The organism is Amycolatopsis vancoresmycina (assembly GCF_000716785.1).
Taxonomy (GTDB): Bacteria; Actinomycetota; Actinomycetes; order Mycobacteriales; family Pseudonocardiaceae; genus Amycolatopsis; species Amycolatopsis vancoresmycina.
Genome location: NZ_JNYY01000013.1, coordinates 95,041 through 113,910 on the forward strand (window position 1 = coordinate 95,041; position 18,870 = coordinate 113,910).

21 protein-coding genes are annotated in these 18,870 nt (G+C 72.5%); 11 read left to right on the plus strand and 10 right to left on the minus strand.

Annotated elements, in window-relative coordinates:
* Nucleotides 1–26: 26 nt before the first annotated feature.
* Nucleotides 27–434 carry a hypothetical protein gene (locus OO60_RS28245; RefSeq protein WP_003055286.1) on the plus strand — a complete coding sequence of 136 codons (408 nt, stop codon included), beginning with the start codon at nucleotides 27–29 and terminating at the stop codon, nucleotides 432–434.
* Between the two features lie 2 nt (nucleotides 435–436).
* Here the strand turns inward: OO60_RS28245 and OO60_RS28250 are convergent, their stop codons facing one another.
* The 3 genes from OO60_RS28250 to OO60_RS28260 are packed head-to-tail and all read right to left on the minus strand — an operon-like array spanning nucleotide 437 to nucleotide 3,547.
* Entirely contained in the window at nucleotides 437–1,417 is a 981-nt protein-coding gene (locus OO60_RS28250) for a TolB-like translocation protein (protein WP_003055288.1), read from the minus strand.
* Nucleotides 1,414–2,667, minus strand: a complete 1,254-nt coding sequence (locus OO60_RS28255) for an MFS transporter (RefSeq protein ID WP_425304655.1) — start codon at nucleotides 2,665–2,667, stop codon at nucleotides 1,414–1,416. The genes OO60_RS28250 and OO60_RS28255 overlap by 4 nt, the downstream gene beginning before the upstream one ends.
* A gap of 4 nt (nucleotides 2,668–2,671) precedes the next feature.
* On the minus strand, nucleotides 2,672–3,547 hold the full coding sequence (locus OO60_RS28260; protein ID WP_003055294.1) for an alkaline phosphatase family protein: 876 nt from the start codon (nucleotides 3,545–3,547) through the stop codon (nucleotides 2,672–2,674).
* A 235-nt stretch (nucleotides 3,548–3,782) separates the two neighbouring features.
* Here OO60_RS28260 and OO60_RS28265 point away from each other — a divergent pair, with 235 nt between their 5' ends.
* From OO60_RS28265 to OO60_RS28295, 7 genes are all read left to right on the plus strand, one after another.
* Nucleotides 3,783–4,034, plus strand: coding sequence for a hypothetical protein (locus tag OO60_RS28265; protein ID WP_003055297.1), 252 nt, complete (start codon nucleotides 3,783–3,785; stop codon nucleotides 4,032–4,034).
* A complete protein-coding gene (locus tag OO60_RS28270; RefSeq protein ID WP_003055301.1) occupies nucleotides 4,031–4,987 on the plus strand; it encodes an FAD:protein FMN transferase in 957 nt (318 codons plus the stop codon). Before OO60_RS28265 ends, OO60_RS28270 begins: the two co-directional genes overlap by 4 nt.
* Nucleotides 4,984–5,535: a ferric reductase-like transmembrane domain-containing protein gene (locus tag OO60_RS28275; RefSeq protein ID WP_033262459.1), complete on the plus strand. Its 552-nt coding sequence runs from the start codon at nucleotides 4,984–4,986 to the stop codon at nucleotides 5,533–5,535. The genes OO60_RS28270 and OO60_RS28275 overlap by 4 nt, the downstream gene beginning before the upstream one ends.
* On the plus strand, nucleotides 5,532–6,662 hold the full coding sequence (locus OO60_RS28280; RefSeq protein WP_033262460.1) for an NADH-ubiquinone oxidoreductase-F iron-sulfur binding region domain-containing protein: 1,131 nt from the start codon (nucleotides 5,532–5,534) through the stop codon (nucleotides 6,660–6,662). The genes OO60_RS28275 and OO60_RS28280 overlap by 4 nt, the downstream gene beginning before the upstream one ends.
* Nucleotides 6,659–6,853 (plus strand): ferredoxin, encoded by a 195-nt coding sequence (locus OO60_RS28285; protein ID WP_033262461.1) that lies wholly within the window; start codon nucleotides 6,659–6,661, stop codon nucleotides 6,851–6,853. The genes OO60_RS28280 and OO60_RS28285 overlap by 4 nt, the downstream gene beginning before the upstream one ends.
* A 104-nt stretch (nucleotides 6,854–6,957) precedes the next feature.
* Complete coding sequence (locus OO60_RS28290) at nucleotides 6,958–7,713, plus strand: SIR2 family NAD-dependent protein deacylase (protein ID WP_033262462.1); 756 nt, start codon at nucleotides 6,958–6,960, stop codon at nucleotides 7,711–7,713.
* Nucleotides 7,710–8,195, plus strand: a complete 486-nt coding sequence (locus OO60_RS28295) for a GNAT family N-acetyltransferase (RefSeq protein WP_209441408.1) — start codon at nucleotides 7,710–7,712, stop codon at nucleotides 8,193–8,195. Before OO60_RS28290 ends, OO60_RS28295 begins: the two co-directional genes overlap by 4 nt.
* An 8-nt stretch (nucleotides 8,196–8,203) precedes the next feature.
* Here OO60_RS28295 and OO60_RS28300 read toward each other — a convergent pair whose 3' ends face one another.
* The 3 genes from OO60_RS28300 to OO60_RS28310 form a co-directional block, all read right to left on the minus strand.
* Nucleotides 8,204–8,488 (minus strand): hypothetical protein, encoded by a 285-nt coding sequence (locus OO60_RS28300; protein ID WP_033262463.1) that lies wholly within the window; start codon nucleotides 8,486–8,488, stop codon nucleotides 8,204–8,206.
* A 211-nt stretch (nucleotides 8,489–8,699) separates the two neighbouring features.
* Nucleotides 8,700–10,433, minus strand: coding sequence for a serine/threonine-protein kinase (locus OO60_RS28305; protein WP_244885592.1), 1,734 nt, complete (start codon nucleotides 10,431–10,433; stop codon nucleotides 8,700–8,702).
* Between the two features lie 37 nt (nucleotides 10,434–10,470).
* Entirely contained in the window at nucleotides 10,471–11,436 is a 966-nt protein-coding gene (locus OO60_RS28310; RefSeq protein WP_004558987.1) for an SDR family NAD(P)-dependent oxidoreductase, read from the minus strand.
* A 104-nt stretch (nucleotides 11,437–11,540) separates the two neighbouring features.
* Here OO60_RS28310 and OO60_RS28315 point away from each other — a divergent pair, with 104 nt between their 5' ends.
* The 3 genes from OO60_RS28315 to OO60_RS44680 are packed head-to-tail and all read left to right on the plus strand — an operon-like array spanning nucleotide 11,541 to nucleotide 14,087.
* The gene (locus tag OO60_RS28315) at nucleotides 11,541–12,089 is read left to right on the plus strand and encodes a DUF6069 family protein (protein WP_004558988.1); all 549 of its coding nucleotides are present in this window, start codon (nucleotides 11,541–11,543) and stop codon (nucleotides 12,087–12,089) included.
* A gap of 2 nt (nucleotides 12,090–12,091) precedes the next feature.
* On the plus strand, nucleotides 12,092–12,508 hold the full coding sequence (locus OO60_RS28320) for a nitroreductase/quinone reductase family protein (RefSeq protein WP_004558989.1): 417 nt from the start codon (nucleotides 12,092–12,094) through the stop codon (nucleotides 12,506–12,508).
* 40 nt (nucleotides 12,509–12,548) lie between these two features.
* Entirely contained in the window at nucleotides 12,549–14,087 is a 1,539-nt protein-coding gene (locus OO60_RS44680) for a hypothetical protein (RefSeq protein WP_051767797.1), read from the plus strand.
* 22 nt (nucleotides 14,088–14,109) lie between these two features.
* Here the strand turns inward: OO60_RS44680 and OO60_RS28330 are convergent, their stop codons facing one another.
* The 4 genes from OO60_RS28330 to OO60_RS28345 all read right to left on the minus strand — a co-directional run bounded on the left by OO60_RS28330 (nucleotide 14,110) and on the right by OO60_RS28345 (nucleotide 18,810).
* Nucleotides 14,110–14,913 (minus strand): ABC transporter permease, encoded by an 804-nt coding sequence (locus OO60_RS28330; protein WP_004558991.1) that lies wholly within the window; start codon nucleotides 14,911–14,913, stop codon nucleotides 14,110–14,112.
* Nucleotides 14,910–15,878, minus strand: coding sequence for a daunorubicin resistance protein DrrA family ABC transporter ATP-binding protein (locus OO60_RS28335; protein WP_004558992.1), 969 nt, complete (start codon nucleotides 15,876–15,878; stop codon nucleotides 14,910–14,912). The genes OO60_RS28330 and OO60_RS28335 overlap by 4 nt, the downstream gene beginning before the upstream one ends.
* 64 nt (nucleotides 15,879–15,942) lie before the next feature.
* Complete coding sequence (locus tag OO60_RS28340; RefSeq protein ID WP_004558993.1) at nucleotides 15,943–16,458, minus strand: OsmC family protein; 516 nt, start codon at nucleotides 16,456–16,458, stop codon at nucleotides 15,943–15,945.
* A gap of 75 nt (nucleotides 16,459–16,533) precedes the next feature.
* Entirely contained in the window at nucleotides 16,534–18,810 is a 2,277-nt protein-coding gene (locus tag OO60_RS28345; protein ID WP_033262464.1) for a M4 family metallopeptidase, read from the minus strand.
* Nucleotides 18,811–18,870 lie beyond the last annotated feature (60 nt).

An 18,870-nucleotide genomic window follows, 5' to 3' on the forward strand; every position in this document is an offset into this window, starting at 1 on the left:
CTGCTACCCGCGCCCGGGGGCCCCTGATGGCCGCCGACCTGCCGGGCCTCGCCATCGTGGCCGGGCTGCTGCTGCCCGTCCTCGCCGCCGCCGCGTGGGCGATCGCCCTGGAACGGCGTCCGCGCCGCACCCGGCCCCCGGCCGAGCCCGATCCGGAGCCGGACTTCACGGTGGCCGGCATCCAGACGCGCCTGCGCCGGGAGAAGGCCGCGAGGCAGCTGGCCGAAGCGGGCACGGTCGCGTTGCCGACCCTGCCGATCCCCGCGCAGACCCGCCGCAAACCCGTCCTGGACAGCCTGCCGTTGCGCGTGGTCGGCTCCCTGCCGCCACCGCGCCCGGCGACGGCGGGGGCCCCGGCGCCGCGGTTCGCCTTCGCGCCCCCGGACACGGACCTGATGCGCCGGATCCTCGACGGCCTGCGCCGGCTGGACTGACGTCAGGAACCCAGCGCGGCGGGGGATTCCGCTTCCGGGATCAGCACCTTGGGCGCGCCCGAGCCGTCCGCCGGGACCGACCAGACGTCCGCGTGGCCCGGGCCGCGGGGGACGCCGTAGCCGATCGTGTGGTCGTCGAGCCAGGCCGGCTGGTCGTCGACGCTGCGGGTTTCCGCCAGCGGCGTCACCCTCGACGCCGCCAGGTCCAGCACGGCCAGCCGCCAGCCGCGCGCCGGGTCACCGTCCACAGCGGACTTGAACGCCACCCGCGTCCCGTCCGGGGACAGCGACGGGCACTCGACGTTCTCGCGCAGCGTGCGCACGGTGTGGGCGGCGAAGTCGCCCGCGACCAGGTACCGGTGGCCGGCGGTCGACATCGTCGCGTAGAAGTGGCGGTCGTCGCGGGTGAACGTCACGCCCCAGAAGTTGAGGTCGGCGGCCTGGTACGGCTTGCCGTCCACGGTCACCGCGTAGTCCTCCAGCGTGCCGGCCAGGTCGCCGGTGGCCGTGTCGAGAATGCCCGCGCGGGTGGAAAACAGGCCGCCGTTGTAGGAATCGCCGGTGACGAACACCGTCCACGCGAGCATCCGGCCGCTCGCCGACACCCGCGCCCGGTTCGGCAGCCCGACCAGCGGGATCTCCCGCTGCACGGCCAGCCCGCGGTCGAGCACCGCCAGCTGGTAGGTGGTCAGGTCGCCGTCCTGGCGCAGGCACAGCCCGGTGCCGCCGGCGGCGTACACCCGCGTGCACGACAGCGGTGACACCGTCCGCGGGCCGCCGGGGTCGGTGGCGGACACCGTGGCGACGTGCCCCCGGTCGGCGTCGGCGGTGCTGCGGAACAGCAGCCGCGGGCCGGGGGCGAGGCTGACCGCGCCGGTCGCGGCGACGTCGTGGCTGCGCGCGCTCGCGAACCCGACGTACGCGACCGCCGCCCCGGCCAGCACGAGCACCCCGGTGACGGCGATGAGGATCCGCGTCTTCACGCCGTCCCCTTCCGCGGGGAGAGCACCGCGAACGTCACCGCGATCGCGACCACGGCGCCGCCCGCCGCGACGACGATCGCGCGGTCCGGGCCCCAGAACTGCCAGGCGAGTCCGAAGAGGACGGACGAGGCGAAGTAGGAGAGCGCCTGCGCGGTCTGGACGAGCGAGATGCCCGTGGTGCGCAACGACTCCGGCAGCAGCGGGCCGGCCAGGGCCATCAGCACGCCGTCGGTCGCCGCGTAGAACGCGCCGTACAACGCCAGCGCGAGCGCGAACAGCGGCCAGCCGGACACCGGACCGGCCAGCAGCAGGTAGACCAGCGCCAGCGCGCCGTAGCCGCCGAGCACCACCGGCAGCCGCCCGACCCGGTCGGCGAGCGCGCCCAGCGGCGCGGCGAGCAGCAGGTAGCTGAGGTTCGTCCCGACCGCGAGCAGCGGGAACCAGCCGGTGGCGACGTCCTCCCGGTGCTGCAGCAGCAGGTAGACGAACCCGTCGCCGACCGTGGCCAGCCCGAGCACGCAGGCGGCCACCAGCAGCCGCCGGACGCCGCTCCCGCGCAGCAACGCCGCCGCCGCGCGGGGCGAAACCGGGTTCGCGGCCGCTTTCGGCGTCCGGCGGTCGCGGACGAACAGGACCAGCAGCAGCACGCCGATCGCGGCGATGCAGAAGCTGACGACGAACACGGCGTCGAACGCCTCGGGGTCGGCGGCTCCGACCGCGGCCAGCACGGCGAGCGCGACGAGCGGCCCGGCGAAGGCGCCCATGCTGTCCATCGCGCGGTGCACGCCGAACGCCCGGCCCAGCAGCGGTTCGGGCGCCGACAGCGTGATCAGCGCGTCCCGCGGCGCCGTCCGCAGGCCCTTGCCGGTGCGGTCGAGGGTGATCACCGCGCCGACCGCGGCCGCCGACGCCCCGGCCGCGAGCAGGCCGAGCTTGGCCACCGCGGACAGCGCGTAGCCGGCCCCGGCCACGACCTTGCGCCGCCGGACCCGGTCGGCGACGTACCCGCCGACGATCCGCAGCAACGCCGTCGCGCCGGTGTAGAGGCCGTCGACCAGCCCGTAGGCGGCCGGGCTCAGGTGCAGGCCGAGGACCAGGTACACCGGCAGGATCGCGGTGACCATCTCCGACGAGACGTCGGTGACCAGACTGACGGCACCCAGCGCGAAGACGTTCGCGCCGACCGCCGAGAGCTTGCGCCGGGACACCGTCCCAGCATGCTCTCGGCGGCCGATGGTGGACAGGTACACGCGGTTACTGCCAGACGTCGAGGATCGGCGACTTGCTCGCGGCGTTGCCGATGCCGGGCAGGCCGTAGGACGCCTCGATCGTGCGCAGCACGGTGTAGTGGTTGATCGACTCGCTGTAGCTGCCGACCTTGACGTTCGCGCCGGTGAACGTCGTGAAGATCTGGTTGACCGACGTGCCGCTGTCCTCGTCGAAGGTGGTGATCAGCAGGCTGTTGTGCGTCTTGGCCCACTGGGCGTAGGCGTCGAGGTGGTTCTTCAGCCAGGTGTCGCCGGTGCCGATGCTGCAGTCGTGCATGTCGTTGCACATGTCGGGAGTGACGAAGGCGACGGTGGGCAGCTGGGTGAAGTCGGACGGGAAGCTCGAGAACCGGACGTTGCTCGCGGCCGGGACGTTCGAGAAGTCGGCCCAGCTGTTGTGCTTGCGCCGGTAGGTGCCGCTGGAGCAGCCGGTGTAGCCGTCCGAGGGCATGGCCTCGGAGTAGCCCTTGAACGTCTTGCCCGCGCCGATGAGCTGCTGGCCGAGGTTGGCCTTCGTGCCGAGGTTGGCCGGGCAGGTGTCGTCGGTGACGCCCTGCGTCGCGCCGGAGAAGAGGGCGACGTAGTTGGGCTGGCTCGGGTGGGTGATCGCGAAGGAGTTCGTGAACTTCGCGCTCTGCGAGGCGAGGGTGTTGAAGTAGGGCGCGCTGGAACTGCCGTTGATCGAGGAGTACTTCTTGTTCTCGAACATCACCAGGACGATGTGGTCGAACGCGGGCACGGCCGACGCGGCCGGCTTGATCGCGCCGAGCTCGTCCGTTCCGGTGACGACGGCCGCGGTGACGACACCGGCTGTGACCAGGGTGGCGGCGGCGAACGCGGCGAAGATCCGCTTGCGGATCATGGGTCCTCCAACGGTGGCGGGTGAGGGCGCCTCATGATGTCCACGGCAGGGGACCGGGACGTGCCGTGTCGTGGTCCGGCTCGTGAACACCAGGAAACCTCCGGCGGACAACGGAAAGAGTGGGTTAATGCCTTTCCGGTGTCAACCTCCTTTGGTAGGTGTCCACAGTGGCCGGTCAGGGAGCTGACAGGTCGCTCCCAGCTCGTTCAAAGGAACGAAGCCGACACTCGGTCCCATGGAACCCTTCAGCACCGGCGGCCCGGCCCGCCGAGAGCACGGCCGCCACAAGGCCGCCCTGGCCACGGCGGCCGCGGCGGTGCTGGGCGCGGCCGCCGTCGGCGCGATCGGCTTCGGCCTTTCCTCGGCTTCGGCGGACACTTCCACGTCCACCTCGACATCCACCGGCTCGAGTGACGGGTTGCAGGCCCCGGACAGCGGTCTGAGCTCCGGGTCCGGCAGCGCGCACACCGGCTCGGGTGCGTCGTGACCACGGCGTTCCCGGCGCTGGGGACGACGGCGGAGCTCGTGGTGACCGACCCGGCCCGCCTGGACCAGGCGGCCGCCCTGCTGCGGGCGGAGCTGGCCGCGATCGACACGGCGTGCAGCCGGTTCCGCGTGGACTCGGAGATTTCCCGCCTGCACCAGGCGGCGGGGAAGCAGGTCCGGGTGGGGCCGTTGCTGGCGGAGGCGCTGGAGGTGGCGTTGCGCGCGGCGCGGCTGACGGGCGGGCTGGTGGATCCGACGGTCGGGGCGGCGGTGCGGGACCTGGGGTACGACCGGGATTTCGCGTTGGTCGCCGCTGAGCGGGATGCGGCTGCCGGCGCGCCGCCGCCTGCCGCTGCTGGTGTGCTGGGTGCGGCTGGGATGGCCGGTGGCGAACCCGCGCCCGGCTGGCACCGGATCCTCTTCGACCCCGGCCAGCGCCTGGTCGTCCTCCCGCGCGGTGTCCACCTCGACCTCGGCGCGACCGCGAAGGCCCTCGCCGCCGACCGGGCCGCCCGGCGCATCCACGCCGCCGCCGGGTGCGGGACCCTCGTCAACCTCGGTGGCGATCTGCGCGCCGCCGGGGCTCCGCCCGCCGGTGGCTGGCAGATCGCGCTGGCCGACGACCACGCCGAGGCCGTGGCCCGGCCCGACACCTCCGTCGCGCTGACCCGTGCCGGTGCCCTCGCCACCTCCGGCACCACCCGGCGACGCTGGCGCCGCGGCGGCCGGACCGTGCACCACATCGTCGATCCGCGCACCGGCGATGTGCCCGCGCCGCGCTGGCGGACCGTCACCGTCGCCGCCAAGTCCACTGTGGACGCCAACACCGCGAGCACCGCGGCGGTCGTGCTCGGCGCCGGTGCGCCGGACTGGCTGCGGGGAAGACACCTCCCCGCGCGGCTCGTCGGTATCGGCGGCGACGTCGTCACCACGCCCGGCTGGCCCGCGTCATGAGCTCCGCCGTGTGGTACTTCAGCCGCGCCACCGGGCTCGTTTCGCTGGTGCTGTTCACCGGCGTCGTCGTCCTCGGCGCCCTCGGTGCCGGCCGGTTCGCCACGCGCGCGTGGCCGCGGTTCGCCGTCGCCGCCGTGCACCGGAACCTCGCGCTGACCAGCATCGCCTTCCTCGCCGCGCACATCGCGTCGGCCGTCCTCGACGGCTACGTCTCGCTGAGCTGGCTCGACGTCGTCGTCCCGTTCGGTGCCGGCTACCAGCCGCTGCGGGTCGGCCTCGGCGCGGTCGCGATCGACCTGCTGCTCGCGATCGTCGTCACCAGCGTCCTGCGCACCCGCATCCCGCCGCGGGCGTGGCGCGCCGTGCACTGGCTGGCCTACCTGTGCTGGCCGGTCGCGCTGGTGCACGGCTTCGGCATGGCCGAGGACGACGCCGCGTACGGCTGGATCGCCGCCCTCGACGCGCTGTGCGTGCTGGCGGTGGCCGCCGTCGTCGCCTACCGCGCCACCTCCGCCCGCAAGTTCGCCGCCCTGGGAGGCCCCCGATGACCATCCTGCCCCCGCACCGGCTCGACCTGGCCGGTCACCGGCGCCGCAACGGCGTCGTGCCGTGGGTCGCCTATCACGGTGACGACGGCCGCGACCGGCTGATCGAGGCCGTCGAAGCGGCGGACCTGCGCGGCCGCGGCGGCGCTGGCTTCCCGACCGCCGTGAAGCTGCGCGCGGCCCGGGCGAAGCGCTCGATCGTCGTCGCGAACGGGTGCGAAGGCGACCCGCTCAGCCAGAAGGACGTTGCGCTCCTGACTCTTTCGCCGCACCTCGTGCTCGACGGCCTGCAGCTCGCGGCGCACGCCATCGGCGCCGCCGGAGCCGTCCTCTGCGTGCACGCGGGCAGCCCGGTGACCGCGGGTGTCGCCGCGGCGCTGGCCGAGCGCGACGACCGCGTGCCGGTGCGGGTGGCGGAAGTCCCGCGCCGGTACGTCGCCAGCGAGGAAACGGCGCTCGTCCGCTACCTGACGTCGGGGGACGCGCGGCCGCTGGGCAAGCTCCCGCGGCCCGCCGAACGCGGCGTGCGCGGCCGTCCGACCTTGGTGTCCAATGTGGACACGCTGGCCCAGCTGGCTTCGGTGGTCCTCCTCGGCCCGCACCACTACCGCGCGGCCCGCACCGACCTCGTCACGGTGACCGGCGCGGTCCGGCGGCCCGGCGTCGTCGAGGTGCCGGCGGGAACGTCACTGGCCGGGGTGCTGGCGGCGGCGGGCGGCGAAGCCGAAACGGTCCAGGCCGTGCTCGCCGGCGGGTGCGGCGGGTCGTGGACGACGAGCCTGGACGGTGGGGTGACCGGCCTTCCGGCGGTCTACGCGCTCCCGGTGCGGGCCTGCGGGCTGGCGTACACCGCGAAGGTGCTGGCGTTCCTGGCGGCGGAGTCGGCCCGGCAGTGCGGGCCGTGCACGTTCGGCCTGCCGTCGATCGCGGCGGACTTCGCGGAGCTGCTCCGCGGCGGCCCGGCGGCCGACCGGCTCGCCCGCCGCCTCCCGCTGCTCACCGGCCGCGGCGCGTGCGCCCACCCCGACGGCGCGGCCCGCCTCGCGGCGAGCGCGCTGCGGGTCTTCGACGCGGACGTCCACACGCACCGGGCAGGTGGCCGGTGCCGGGTTCCGGCGGGTGTGGCGTGAAGGTGACCGTCGACCCGATCGGCTGCCGCGCCCACGGCCTGTGCGCGGACCTGCTCCCGGAACTGGTGGGCCTCGACGAGTGGGGCTATCCGGTGGTGGCGCGCGGCCCGGTGCCGCCGGAACTGGTGGCGGAAGCCCGCCGCGCGGCAGCCGCGTGCCCGGCCCTGGCGTTGCGGCTGCGGAGGGAGTGAGCGCGGTGGAGGCGTCGCTCCGAGGTGGCAATCCCTTGCCGGTCACCGATCCCGCGCGATAAACCGGTCGTGCCGGGCGCGCGCCTGCCGTTACCCTCCGCAGCATGGACGGCAAGCTCATCGACCGGATCCGCGGTGCCCGGCGGATCGCCGCGCTGACCGGCGCGGGCGTCTCCACCGCGTCCGGGATTCCCGACTACCGCGGTCCCGAAGGCGTCTGGACGCGCAACCCGAGCGCCGTGGCCGCGTTCACCCACGAGAACTTCATGGCCGATGCCGCGGTGCGCCGGGAGTTCTGGCGCGCCTACGCGGGGCACGCCGCCTGGCGGGCCGAGCCGAACGCCGCCCACCGTGCGCTGGCCGGGCTCGACAGCGCGGGCGTCGCCGTGCGGGTGCTCACCCAGAACGTCGACGGCCTGCACCAGCGGGCCGGCCTCGCCGCGCGGAAGGTCCTCGAACTGCACGGCAGCATGCACACCACGCGCTGCACCTCCTGCCCGGCGCGGTTCCCGACCGCCGAAATCCTCGCGGCGGGCGACGACGATCCGCCGTGCCCGCGCTGCGGCGGCATCCTCCAGCTCGACATCGTCCTTTTCGGACAGTTGCTGGACGGCGAAGTCCTGGGGCAGGCACGGAACATCGCGGCGGCGAGCGGGCTCTTCCTCGCCATCGGCAGTTCGCTGCAGGTCGAACCGGCGGCGTCGCTGTGCACGGTGGCGGTCCAGGCCGGCGCGACGCTGGTGATCGTCAACCGCGACCCGACGCCGTACGACGACGATGCCGCGTTCGTGCTGCGGGACGACATCGAGGCCGTCGTGCCCGAGCTCTGCGGCGCCGTGACGGGGGCCGGGACCCGGTGATCCGCGAAGCCCGCGACGAGGACTGGCCGGGGATCTGGCCGATCGTCCACGACGTCGTCACCGAGCAGGAGACGTTCCCCTACGACCCGGCGATGAGCGAGCGCGACGCGCGGCGGGCGTGGCTGCTCGCGCCGCCGGCCAGGGTGGTCGTCGCGCTCGACGGCGACCGGGTGACGGGCACGGCGAACATGTACGCCAACCGCCCGGGGCCCGGCAGCCACGTCGCCTCCGGCAGCCTGATGGTGGCGAAGGAGGCGCGCGGCACGGGCGTCGGGCGCGCCCTCGCGACCGATCTGATCGCCTGGGCGCGGCGGAGCGGGTTCGCGGCGATCCAGTTCAACGCCGTCGTCGAGGTGAACGTGGCCGCGATCCGGCTTTACGAGAGCCTGGGATTCGTGACCCTCGGGACGGCGCCCGGCGCGTTCCGCCACCCGTCCGCGGGGGACGTCGGGCTGCGGATCATGTGGCTCGACCTGCGGTGAACTGCCCGTCAGTCGCCGGGCGGGGCCGACAGTTCTTCGGCGAAGATGGTGTCGATCTTCCGGCTCGCGGTGCGCAATTTCCGCATGCTCGCCACCAGCAGCAGGAACGCGGCGGCGGGCACCACCAGCAGGGCGGGCGGCCACCCGGAAGCGATGGTGACGACCGCGAAGACCAGGGCGGAGACCAGGAAGACTGCCCGGCCGGCGACCCGCGGCCACGCGGGACTCGGCTTGGCGTGCCGGCCGCTCGGCGTGCGGAAAACCGGCCGCTCGAGGGCAGCGAGGACACTCATCCAGACCTCCGGGAATGTTCGTCGAACCAGCCGGGAGGGGATTCCCGGTGGCGGCACCGTGGTGTGAGTCGGGCCGCGCCGGGCTCCGGTTACCTGTCGTTATTGGTTCGAGTCCCAATTCACGAAATCGAATTACCCGCCGTTTCCGCGTGTTTCCGGCACCAGGGCCATTGGACCCGGATCCGCGCGCCGGAGGGCCCCCGCCGCCGGCTCAGGAGTCGTGGCCGGGGCCCTTACCCCTGGTCTTGCCGGGCGGATCGGTCTTCGGGGGTTTGCCCCCTTTAGGTGACGGCGGTTCGGCCGTGGGCGGGAGTTCGTGCGTGTCGGCGGCGGGTTCCAGCGACGCGGCCTCACTGGTGCCCGGCTGCGTGCCGTTGCCGTTGCCGTTGCCGCTGGTGCCGGGACGCGGCGCCGGGGTCCCCGACTCCGCCAGCGGCGTGGACGACGAAGGCGCGGAGGTGGCGCCCGGCGAGTGAGCGGCGGGCGGCTGGACGGGGGAGCCGGTCCCGGCTTCCTGCTCGGTCAGCAGCACGGCGGCCACGGTGGCCACGGCGGCGGCGACCAGCCCGGCCGCGGCAACCAGCCGCCGGCGCCGCCGGTTTTCGGCCGGGAACGGGACGGCGGTGAGCTCGTGCTGCGCCGGATCACCGGCGGCGAGGCGCTCGCGGCGGGTGAGGTCGGAGGTGGACGGCCAACCGGGGGCGGAGTCATGGGCCGGGCTGATGGCCGCGGCAGCCGCGCCGGTGAGGGGTTCGTGGTGGGGGACGGCTGAGATCGCGCCCGGCTCTCCGCGCGCCGGGCCGGTGAGGGGCTCGTGGTCGGGGGCGCCTGTGATCGCGCCCAGCTCCCCGCGCGCCGAGCTGAAGGCGGCAGTCGTGTCGTGAGGTGCCGACCCCGCGCCGCCGATCTGGCCGGGTGCCGAAACCGCGTCGTGCTGCGCCACCACCGGGCGCCGGCGCCAGCGAGGGCTGCGCGTCCTGTTCCACGGCAGCGTCGGCGGCGGGCTGTGCAGCATGTCCAGCACCTTCGCCGCCGTCGGCCGGTCGGCCGGGTCGCGCTGCGTCATCCGGCGCAGCGTGTACGCCAGCGCCGGTGGCGCCTCCTCCGGGATCCGGGGCGGCCGGGTCAGCCGGGCCATCGCCGCCTCGACCATCGTGCCCGGGTACTCCCGTTGGCCCGTCAGGCATTCCAGCAGGATCAACCCCAGCGCGTAGACGTCTGCCGGCGGGCCCGCCGGCTCGCCCGACACCTGCTCCGGGGCCAGGTACGCCGCCGTGCCCGGGATCAGGCCCGTGCCCGTGATGTGGGTCGTGTCGAGCGCGTGGGCGATGCCGAAGTCGCCGATCAGGGGACCGTCCGCGGACAGGAACACGTTGGCCGGCTTCAGGTCGCGGTGCACGATCCGGCGCGCGTGGACGTGGGCCAGTGCCTCCGCCAGCCCGTCGGCCAGCGCCGTCACCTCCGCCGCCGGTAGCGGGCCGGAAAGCAGGCGCTCGGCCAGGTTTTCGCCCTCGACCAGCTGCATCACCAGGTACGTCCGGCGGCCCTCGGTGCCGCTGTCCAGCAGCGCCACCACCCCCGGGTGACTGATGCTGCCCTGGATCGTCATCTCGCGCAGCCGGCGGCGCTGGTCCAGCGCCACCGCGTCACGGTCGTAGATCTTGACGGCGACCTCGCGGCCCAGCCGCACGTCGTAGGCCCGGTAGACCCGGGCCGTGCCGCCGCTGCCGACCAGCCTGCCGACCTCGTACCGCTCGCCCAGCAGGCCCGGCGGCCGCTCGTCGTCCAGCGCGCTGCGCGGGGTGATGGTGAACTCACCGAGTGCGTAACGACCGCACGTGGGGTCATCGCCGTCACTCGTCGGCGGGCGCCCCTGTCTCCCGGCTTCGTCGGCCACGGGCCCGATGTACCCCGGGTCCGTGAACGGCAAACGTCGGAAGATCACGAAGAAAGTATCGTCCGGGAGCCCGCCGACGTGACAGTCAGGCCCGCGCGAACGCGTCCACGCCGGTGAGCTGCGCCGACAGCGTCCACAGGCGCGCGGCCTCCTCGCGGTCGACGGCGTACCGGCGCACGCCCGAGCTGGCGAGGCCCTCGGCGTCGGCGGGGGCGAGCTCCGCCACGTCGCAGTCCTCCAGGTACAGCCCGCCGAGCCCGGCCAGCTGCGGCGACGTCGCCGCCCACACCGTGGTCGCGGCGCCCTGCTCCGGCGTCTTGAACTCCACCAGGAAGTTCCCGGCCTCGTCGATCCAGCCGCGTTCGACCATCTCCTCGCGGGGCAGGTGCCGCTGCAGCGGCGTCATGATGCCGCCCGGGTGCAGCGCGAACGCGTGCACGCCCTGCTCGGCGCCCAGCCGGTCGAGCTGCACGGCGAAGAGCACGTTCGCGGTCTTGGCCTGGCCGTACGCCGCCCACTTCTCGTAGCCGGTCTCGAACTGGACGTCGTCCCAGCGGATCGGCGAGTAGTGGTGGCCGCGCGAGGACAGCGAGACCACGCGGGCGCCCTCGGCGACCGCCGGCCACAGCCGGTTGACCAGGGCGAAGTGGCCGAGGTGGTTGGTGGCGAACTGGGCCTCCCAGCCCGGGCCGACGCGGGTCTCGGGGCAGGCCATGATGCCCGCGTTGGCGATGAGCAGGTCGATCCGCCGCCCGGTCGCCAGGAAGCGCTCGGCGAACGCCCGGACGCTCTCGAGGTTGCCCAGGTCGAGCTCGTCGACCTCGACGTGCTCGATCCCGGCGAGCGCTTCCTCCGCGGTGGCGCGGCGGCGGGCCGGGACGACGACGTGCGCGCCGGCACCGGCCAGCGCACGGGTGGTTTCGAGGCCGATCCCGGAGTAGCCGCCGGTGACGACGGCGAGCTTCCCGGTGAGGTCGGCGCCTGCGACGGCTTCGGCGGCCGTGGTGGTGGCGCCGAAGCCCGAACCGATCTTGTGCTGTGCGGTGGTCATGTCCCCGACGTTAAGAGCTGGAGTGCACTCCAGCGCAAATCGCGTCCGGGGCCGAATCGGGGGACAATCGGGGGGAGAGGCGCAGCCGACCCAGGAAGGCTCTGATGTCCGACTACTACGGGAACCAGCCCCAGGACGTCCGCCCGGGGATCGACGCGCGCCGCCTGTGGGCGGGCGGCGTCGCGACAGCGGTGGTCGCAGCCCTGCTCGCCGTCGTCGGGCTGCTGATCGCGCGGGGGATCTTCGAGGTCGAAGTGCTCGCCCCAAAAGGCGAGGGCGTCTGGGGCAACGCGAGCACCACGACGTACGCGCTGGTCGCCGCCGCGGTGGCCCTGCTCGCCACCGGGCTGATGCACCTGCTGAGCGTGGCGACGCCGGCCCCGTCCCAGTTCTTCGGCTGGATCATGGTGCTCGTCACGCTGATCGCCGTCGTGCTGCCGCTGACGCTCACGGTGGCGCCGAGCGCGAAGATCGCCACGGCGGTGATCAACCTGGTGATCGGCTTGGTCATCGCGGCGGTGGTGAACAGCATGGCGGCCAGCGCCCGCACGCTGCACCGGCGCCGCCGCCAGCAGAGCGCGGCGCCCCCGCCGCCGCCGACCCGGCAGCAGTGGACGCAGCAGGACCCGCCGACCCGCTACTACGACCGCTGACCATGGACGTCCAGGAGACCAACCGCCGTGTGATCGACCAGTTCCGGGCGGGCGGCGAAGTCGACGGGATGCACCGCGAGCGCCTGGTCCTGCTCACGACGACGGGCCGCACGTCCGGCGAGCCCCGAACGGTCCCGATGATGTACCACCGCGACGGCGACCGGCTGCTGGTGGTCGCGTCGAACATCGGCGCGCCCCGCCACCCGGACTGGTACCTGAACCTCGACGCGGACCCACGGGTGCACGTCGAGGTGGACGGCCGCGAGTTCGACGCGGAGGCATTGCCGCTGCTCGGCGCGGACTACGTGCGGACGTGGGACGAGCTGGAGAAGGCGTACCCGTTCCTGGCGGACCACCAGGCGAAGGCGCGGCAGGCGAAGCGGGTGATCCCGATCGTGGAACTGTCCGAAGAGGACTGAGCGGCGTAGCACCTTCGGGTGGTCGAGCGACTGAGCCGGTGTGACGGAGGACATTCCACACCGGCTGGGTGCACTGAACGACCTCGAAGGCGCACTGGTGGAGGCAGCGCGGACCGGCGAAAAGCTGGTTTGTGACGGCGAGGCGATTCGTGCGCGGCTGATACGCGAGCTGCTGCTGGGCTGGTACGGTCCGGTCGATCCCGGCGGAATCCGGGTTTCCGGCGCCCGGATCACCGGTGTGCTCGATCTCGACAGCGTGACGGCGTGCGCAGGGGCGAAGCTGACCGGCTGTTTGTTCGCCGATCCGGTCACCGCGTGGAACGCTCATCTGCCGTGGCTCGACCTTTCCCGGTCGTGGATTCCGGGACTGAGCGGGGATTTGCTCAACGTCGAAGCGGGGCTGTGGCTGACCGGCGCCGTGATCGTCGGGTCGGGAAAGGGCGGCGCTGTCGCGCTTCACGGTGCACGGATCACCGGATCCCTCGATCTCCATGACGCGCAAGTCGGCAACACCAGCGGCGCTGCTGTCCGGGCTGTGGGGCTCGAAGTGAGCGGAAGCGTGCTGATGTCCGGCGCCGACCTGAGCGGATCGAGCTTTCGAGGCGCCGTGCAGCTTTCCGGCGCGCACATCGGGGGCAGTCTGGCGCTGCGATCCGCGAAGATCACCAACAACGGTGGCGGTGCCGTCCGGGCCGACCAACTGAGGGTCGAGGGAGTTCTCGACTGCAGAGGAGTCAAAGCGACCGGTGACCACTTCGGTGGCGCGATTTCCCTTCTCGGCGCTCATGTCGGCGGTGATGCGTCGTTCCTGGACATGGAAGTCGTCAACCGGTCCGGGTTGGCTCTGGACCTCGAGCACGCCCAGGTGGTGGGGAAGATCTTTCTCGTCCGCTCGACAGTGTGCGCGGAAGCGGACGCCGACTCGGTTTGCCGGGATCCGGTGCTGGTCGACCTGAACGGATTCAAGTTCGGCGCATTGGAGGCTTCACCCGGGCAACCGGTGTCTTGGCGCGATTGGCTCCACCTCATCCGGCATCACACGGAGATCTACCGTCCTGGGCCGTATCAGGCCCTCGCGAGTGCCGAACGGGATGCCGGGCACGAGGGGAACGTCAGAAGGATTCTCATCGCCCAGCAGAAGGACCTCCGCCGGCGCGCACCGGAAGCTCTGGGTAACTGGCTCACCAGGTCGTTCCACTGGCTTTGGGGCGTGCTGGCGGGGTACGGCTACCTCACCCGGCGGACCGCCCTGGCGCTGCTGCTCGCGTTGATGGCGGCAGGCGGGCTCGGTGCGTGGGCCGGACACGTCACCGACGGCGGACATCATGTCGGGGAGCGGGTGAGCTCGTTCGGTTCGGCCTCGGGCCGGCCGTGCACCACGGTGGAACTCGTGGGACTAGGTCTCGACCGCGGGCTTCCCCTGGCTCCGACGGGGGTTCGCGCCCGCTGCGATCTCAATCCCGACACCACGTGGGCGGCGGCCTTCACCATCGCGATCTGGATCCTGCAGGCCGCGATCTGGGGGCTCGCGACCCTCGCCCTCGCCGGGTACACGGGCTTGATCAGGAAGCCCACGTAGACCAAGCCCGTGAAAACCCCTCCTACTTGCTCGCCACCCGGCGGTACCGGGCCGTGGCGAGTGGTGCGAACACCGCGATGATCGCCACGCAGCACAGGATCGCGTACAGCGCCGCGTGCTCCGCCGGCCAGCCAGTCTGCGCCGGCCCGAAGCGGTTGCCGAACAGGTCGCGCGTCGCGTTGATCACCGCTGTGAACGGGTTCCAGTCCGCGATCGCCTTGAGGAACGGCGGCAAGGTGCCCGTCGGGACGAACGCCGACGAGATGAAGCTCAGCGGAAACATCCAGATCAGCCCGGCGCTCTGTGCCACCTCCACGCTGCGCGCCGCCAGGCCGATCAGCGCGCCGACCCAGGACAGCGCCCAGGCGAACATCAGCATCACCAGGTAGCCGAGCAGGGCGTCCCAGAAGCTGCCGCGGATGCGCCAGCCCACCAGCAGCCCGCACAGCGACATCACGACCAGCGCCACCACGCTCACGACCAGGTCCGACGTCGTGCGGCCCAGCACCACCGCGATGCGGGACATCGGCAGCGAGCGGAACCGGTCGATGATGCCCTTCTGCAGGTCGTTGGCGAAACCGATGACCGTGAACGCCGAATTGAACGCCACCGTCTGGGCGAAGATCCCCGCGATCAGGAACTCGCGGTACGCCGCGCCGCCCGCTTCGCCGCCGATCGCGTTGCCGAAGACGTAGGCGAACAGCAGCACGAACATGATCGGCTGCAGCGTCGCCGCCATCAGCCAGTCGGGGTTGCGGCGGACGTTCATCAGGTTGCGCCACGTGACGATGCCGCCGTCGGAAATGCCCTTCGCGAGCGCGTTCACTTCGCCGCCCCTTCTGCGCCGTGGCCGGTCAGGGACAGGAAGACGTCGTCCAGGGTCGGCCGGTGGAGGGCGACGTCCTGGACCGCGATGCCTTGGCCGTCGAGCCGGCGCAGGGCCTCGATGAGCGCCTTGGGCCCGGTGTCGACGAGGATCTCGGCTCGCCGCGTGTGGTCGTCGCCTGCCGGCTCGCCGGTGCCGACCTCGCGCAGCACGTCCAGGGTCTTCGGCAGGTCCGCGGCCGAGGCGACGACCAGTTCCAGGCGTTCGCCGCCGGTCTGGGCCTTCAGCTCGTCCGCGGTGCCGCGCGCGATCACCCGGCCGTGGTCGATCACCACGATCGAGTCGGCGAGCTGGTCGGCCTCTTCGAGGTACTGGGTGGTCAGCAGCACGGTCGTGCCGTCGGCGACGAGCTCCTTGATGACCGCCCACGTGTCGAGGCGCCCGCCCGGGTCGAGGCCCGTGGTGGGCTCGTCGAGCACGACGACGGTCGGCTCGGCGACCAGCGCGCCGGCCAGGTCGAGGCGGCGGCGCATCCCGCCGGAATACCCCTTCGCCGGCCGGTCGGCGGCCTCCTCGAGGCGGAACCGCGCGAGCAGCTCCCGGGCGCGCGAGCGGGCCGCGGCTTTCTTCCGGCCGTAGAGCCGCCCGACCATGTACAGGTTCTCGAACCCGGTGAGGTTCTCGTCGACCGCCGCGTACTGGCCGGACAGCCCGATCCGGCGCCGGACCTGGTCCGGCTCGGCCAGCACGTCGTACCCGGCCACGTGCGCCTCGCCCGCGTCGGGCCGCAGCAGCGTGGTCAGGATGCGGACGGTCGTGGTCTTCCCGGCGCCGTTCGGGCCGAGCAGGCCGAGCACGCGCCCGGCCGGGATGTCGAGGTCGACGCCGTCGAGCGCGCGGGTCGACCCGTAGGTCTTCACCAGCCCGCGCACCCGGACGGCGGTGTCCGGTTCCGGTGGTGGCATGTCGGCTCCCCCTTCAGGTGACCCCGACAAGCTAGGCCACGGGAGTCCGGTTTGTCCTCCGGGTTTATCCCTGGTTCGCCGAAAGCGTGACGGCGAACTCCGGCGGCGTCCGCAGGGACTGGAACACGACGCAATAGCGCTCGGTCAGCTTCTTCAACGTGGCGAGCTGCTCTTCGGAAGCGTCGGTGTCCAGGTCGAACGACAGCCGGATGGCGCGGAACCCGACCGGCGCGTCCTTGGCCACGGCGAGGGTGCCGCGGAAGTCGAGGTCGCCCTCGGCCCGGACGCGCCCGCCGCGCACCTCGAGACCCAGCGACGTCGCGACGGCCCGCAGCGTGACGCCCGCGCACGCGACGAGCGCTTCGAGCAGCATGTCCCCCGAACAGGCGAGGGTGCCGTCGCCGCCGGTGGCCGGGTGCAGGCCCGCCTCGACGACCGCGCGGCCGGTTTCGACCTTGCACGAGATGCCGAGGCCGTCCAGCTCGGCGTCGGCGTGCAGGGTGACGAGCGCGCTCTCCGGGTGCTCGCGGTACTTGTCCTTCAGCGGAGCCTGGGTCGCACGCAGCTCTTCGGTGTCCATGCGCCGATTCTGCTCCGAAAAACACCGAGGCGGGGAGACCGTGATCTCCCCGCCTCGGTGCTCAGTTGTTCAGTGTCAGCTCAGGGTGACGGCCACGTCGTCGATGACGAACGAGGTCTGCAGCGAGCTGTCTTCGGTGCCGCTGAACTTCAGCGCCAGGGTGCCGCCGGCGGCCGACGTGACGTCGATCGTCTTGAGCGTGTACCCGGTGCCCTTGTTCAGGTTGGAGTAGCTGCCCAGCGTCGTGCTGCCGTTGGTGACGGTCAGCTTGTCGTAGGCGACCGTGGTGGTGGTCTCCGCGGTGTCGATGTGCAGGTAGAACGTCAGGCTGGCGTGGCAGCCCGCCGGGATGCTCACCGACTGGGCGATCGACTCGGTGGTCGAAGAGCCGTACCCGTCGAGCCACGACGCGTAGGTGCCGCCGTGCGCCGCCTCACCCTGCGAACCCCACTGGCCGATGGAGCCGGTGGTGCCGGTCCAGCTGGAAGCGCCCGACTCGAAGCCGCCGTTGACGATCTTCTGGCCGGTGCAGTTGCCGGTGGTGCCGACGGTCCAGGTGAACGACGCCGTGCCGGTCTTGTTGGCCGCGTCCTTCGCCGTCACCGTGACGTTCGAGGTGCCCGCGGTGGTCGCGGTGCCCGAGATCGTGCCGGTGGAGGCGTTGATCGACAGGCCGGCCGGGAGGCCGGTGGCCGACCAGGTGTACGGCGCGGTGCCGCCGGAAGCCGACAGCGGGAGGTTGACCGAAGCGCCGGTCACGGTCGACTGGTTGCCCGGGTTCGACACGGTGACCGTGCCGGTCGCCGAGCAGGTCGGGTCGGCCGACTGGGCCGGCACGCTGATCGCGTCCCACGCCGCCTTGACGGTGTTGAACTCGGTGCAGCTGCCCGGGAAGAGGTTCTTCGCCGCGGTCAGCGTCCAGGTGCGGTACTTCAGGTACGAGCTGCCGGAGGTCTTGAGCAGCATCGCGTTGTAGAAGATCTTCACCGCGTTCTGCACGCCGAGACCGGTGATCGAGGTGCTGTTGCACGTGGAGCTGGTCGGCTGGCCGTTGGTCGGGTTGGTGCCTTCGGCCAGCAGGTAGAACCAGTGGTTGCCGGGGCCGGCGGCCGCGTGCACCTCACCGTTGGGGACGGAGCTGTCGTAGCAGTTCTTGTCGCCCAGCGCCGACGGGTTGTACATGTTGCGGATCGGGCCGGAGCCGACCAGGTTGATCTGCTCGCCGACGAGGAAGTCCGGCACGTCGTAGGGGGCGGGCTCGTTCGCGAACCACTCGGTCGAAGCGCCGAAGACGTCCGCGACGAACTCCTGCGTGCCGTTGCCGGAGATGCCACCCGGGGTGTGGTCGTCGATGCCGTGGCCGTGCTCGTGCGCGACGACGTCGATCGAGCCGATCCACTGGTTCTGCGAGTTGTGGCCGATCTGGACCTGGGTGCCGTCGTAGTAAGCGTTCTCGTCGGCCAGGCCGACGCGGATCGGCCAGCCGCCGCCGTTGCCGTCGAAGCTGTTGCGGCCCAGCCACTGCGAGAGCATCTTGTTCTCGGTCTGGGCGGCGAACAGCGCGTCGACGCAACCGGTTTCGCGGCTGGTGGCGTTGCCGTTGCCCCAGAGGTCGTCGGTGCCGCTGAAGGTGGTGTTGTTGGCCGCGTCCTGGCAGGACGTGTTGGTGATGGCCGGGTCCTTCAGCGAGTAGGTCGAGCCCGAGTGCGTGGTGTCGAGGTGCACCGGGTTCGGGCCGTTCCAGGCGCTGGTGCCGTCACCGTGCAGGACGTGCTCCTGCGTGTGGAGCACCTTGCCGGTGGCGGCGTCGACGATGACGTCCAGCCGGCTCGGGCCTTCGGCGTCCCGGCCGACGACCGTGCTCTTCCACGCCAGGGTGGGCGCGCCGAGGGCGTAGACGACCTGCTGCGCCGGGCTCACGCTGTCCACGGCGGACAGCTGCTGGCGCGCGGTCGCCTCGGCCGCGGCCTTGGTGACCTTCGCGGTGTTCGTGGCGAGGTTGATCGTCTGGTCCTGGGCGACGGAGGTGCCGAGCACCTGGCCCGTCGAGTTGGTCGCCACGACGAAGTCGCCGCCCACCACCGGCAGGCCCTTGTAGCTGCGCTCGTAGGGGATGTACTTGAGCCCGTTGGTCGCGGAAATCGCCTGCTGGGCCTGGAAAACGTCGTCCGCACTGGCGTGCAGGGCGGCGGGCCGGCTCGCGACGAGACCGGCGGCCGCCGAGACGGCCAGGGTCTGGGCGTCCGGGACGGCGTTCGGGGTGACGGGCTGGGCCTGGGCGGTGGTGGTCGTGCACACCGCGGCGATCAGCGCGCCGCTCGCGGCCAAGACGAATGGACGTCTCAGTTGCATCGAAGGATCTCCTCCGGGCAGGGCGAACCGGCCCGGGGTCGAGCCGGGCCGAGAACGGGG

Excerpts from the sequence above, each read along its gene's own strand:
- OO60_RS28340 (WP_004558993.1), bottom strand. The coding sequence starts at position 16,458 with ATGGACACCGAAGAGCTGCGTGCGACCCAGGCTCCGCTGAAGGACAAG.
- OO60_RS28300 (WP_033262463.1), bottom strand. The coding sequence starts at position 8,488 with ATGAGTGTCCTCGCTGCCCTCGAGCGGCCGGTTTTCCGCACGCCGAGC.
- OO60_RS28275 (WP_033262459.1), top strand. The coding sequence starts at position 4,984 with ATGAGCTCCGCCGTGTGGTACTTCAGCCGCGCCACCGGGCTCGTTTCG.
- OO60_RS28245 (WP_003055286.1), top strand. The coding sequence starts at position 27 with ATGGCCGCCGACCTGCCGGGCCTCGCCATCGTGGCCGGGCTGCTGCTG.
- OO60_RS28290 (WP_033262462.1), top strand. The coding sequence starts at position 6,958 with ATGGACGGCAAGCTCATCGACCGGATCCGCGGTGCCCGGCGGATCGCC.
- OO60_RS28315 (WP_004558988.1), top strand. The coding sequence starts at position 11,541 with ATGTCCGACTACTACGGGAACCAGCCCCAGGACGTCCGCCCGGGGATC.
- OO60_RS28260 (WP_003055294.1), bottom strand. The coding sequence starts at position 3,547 with ATGATCCGCAAGCGGATCTTCGCCGCGTTCGCCGCCGCCACCCTGGTC.
- OO60_RS28345 (WP_033262464.1), bottom strand. The coding sequence starts at position 18,810 with ATGCAACTGAGACGTCCATTCGTCTTGGCCGCGAGCGGCGCGCTGATC.
- OO60_RS28310 (WP_004558987.1), bottom strand. The coding sequence starts at position 11,436 with ATGACCACCGCACAGCACAAGATCGGTTCGGGCTTCGGCGCCACCACC.
- OO60_RS28335 (WP_004558992.1), bottom strand. The coding sequence starts at position 15,878 with ATGCCACCACCGGAACCGGACACCGCCGTCCGGGTGCGCGGGCTGGTG.
- OO60_RS28280 (WP_033262460.1), top strand. The coding sequence starts at position 5,532 with ATGACCATCCTGCCCCCGCACCGGCTCGACCTGGCCGGTCACCGGCGC.
- OO60_RS28320 (WP_004558989.1), top strand. The coding sequence starts at position 12,092 with ATGGACGTCCAGGAGACCAACCGCCGTGTGATCGACCAGTTCCGGGCG.
- OO60_RS28265 (WP_003055297.1), top strand. The coding sequence starts at position 3,783 with ATGGAACCCTTCAGCACCGGCGGCCCGGCCCGCCGAGAGCACGGCCGC.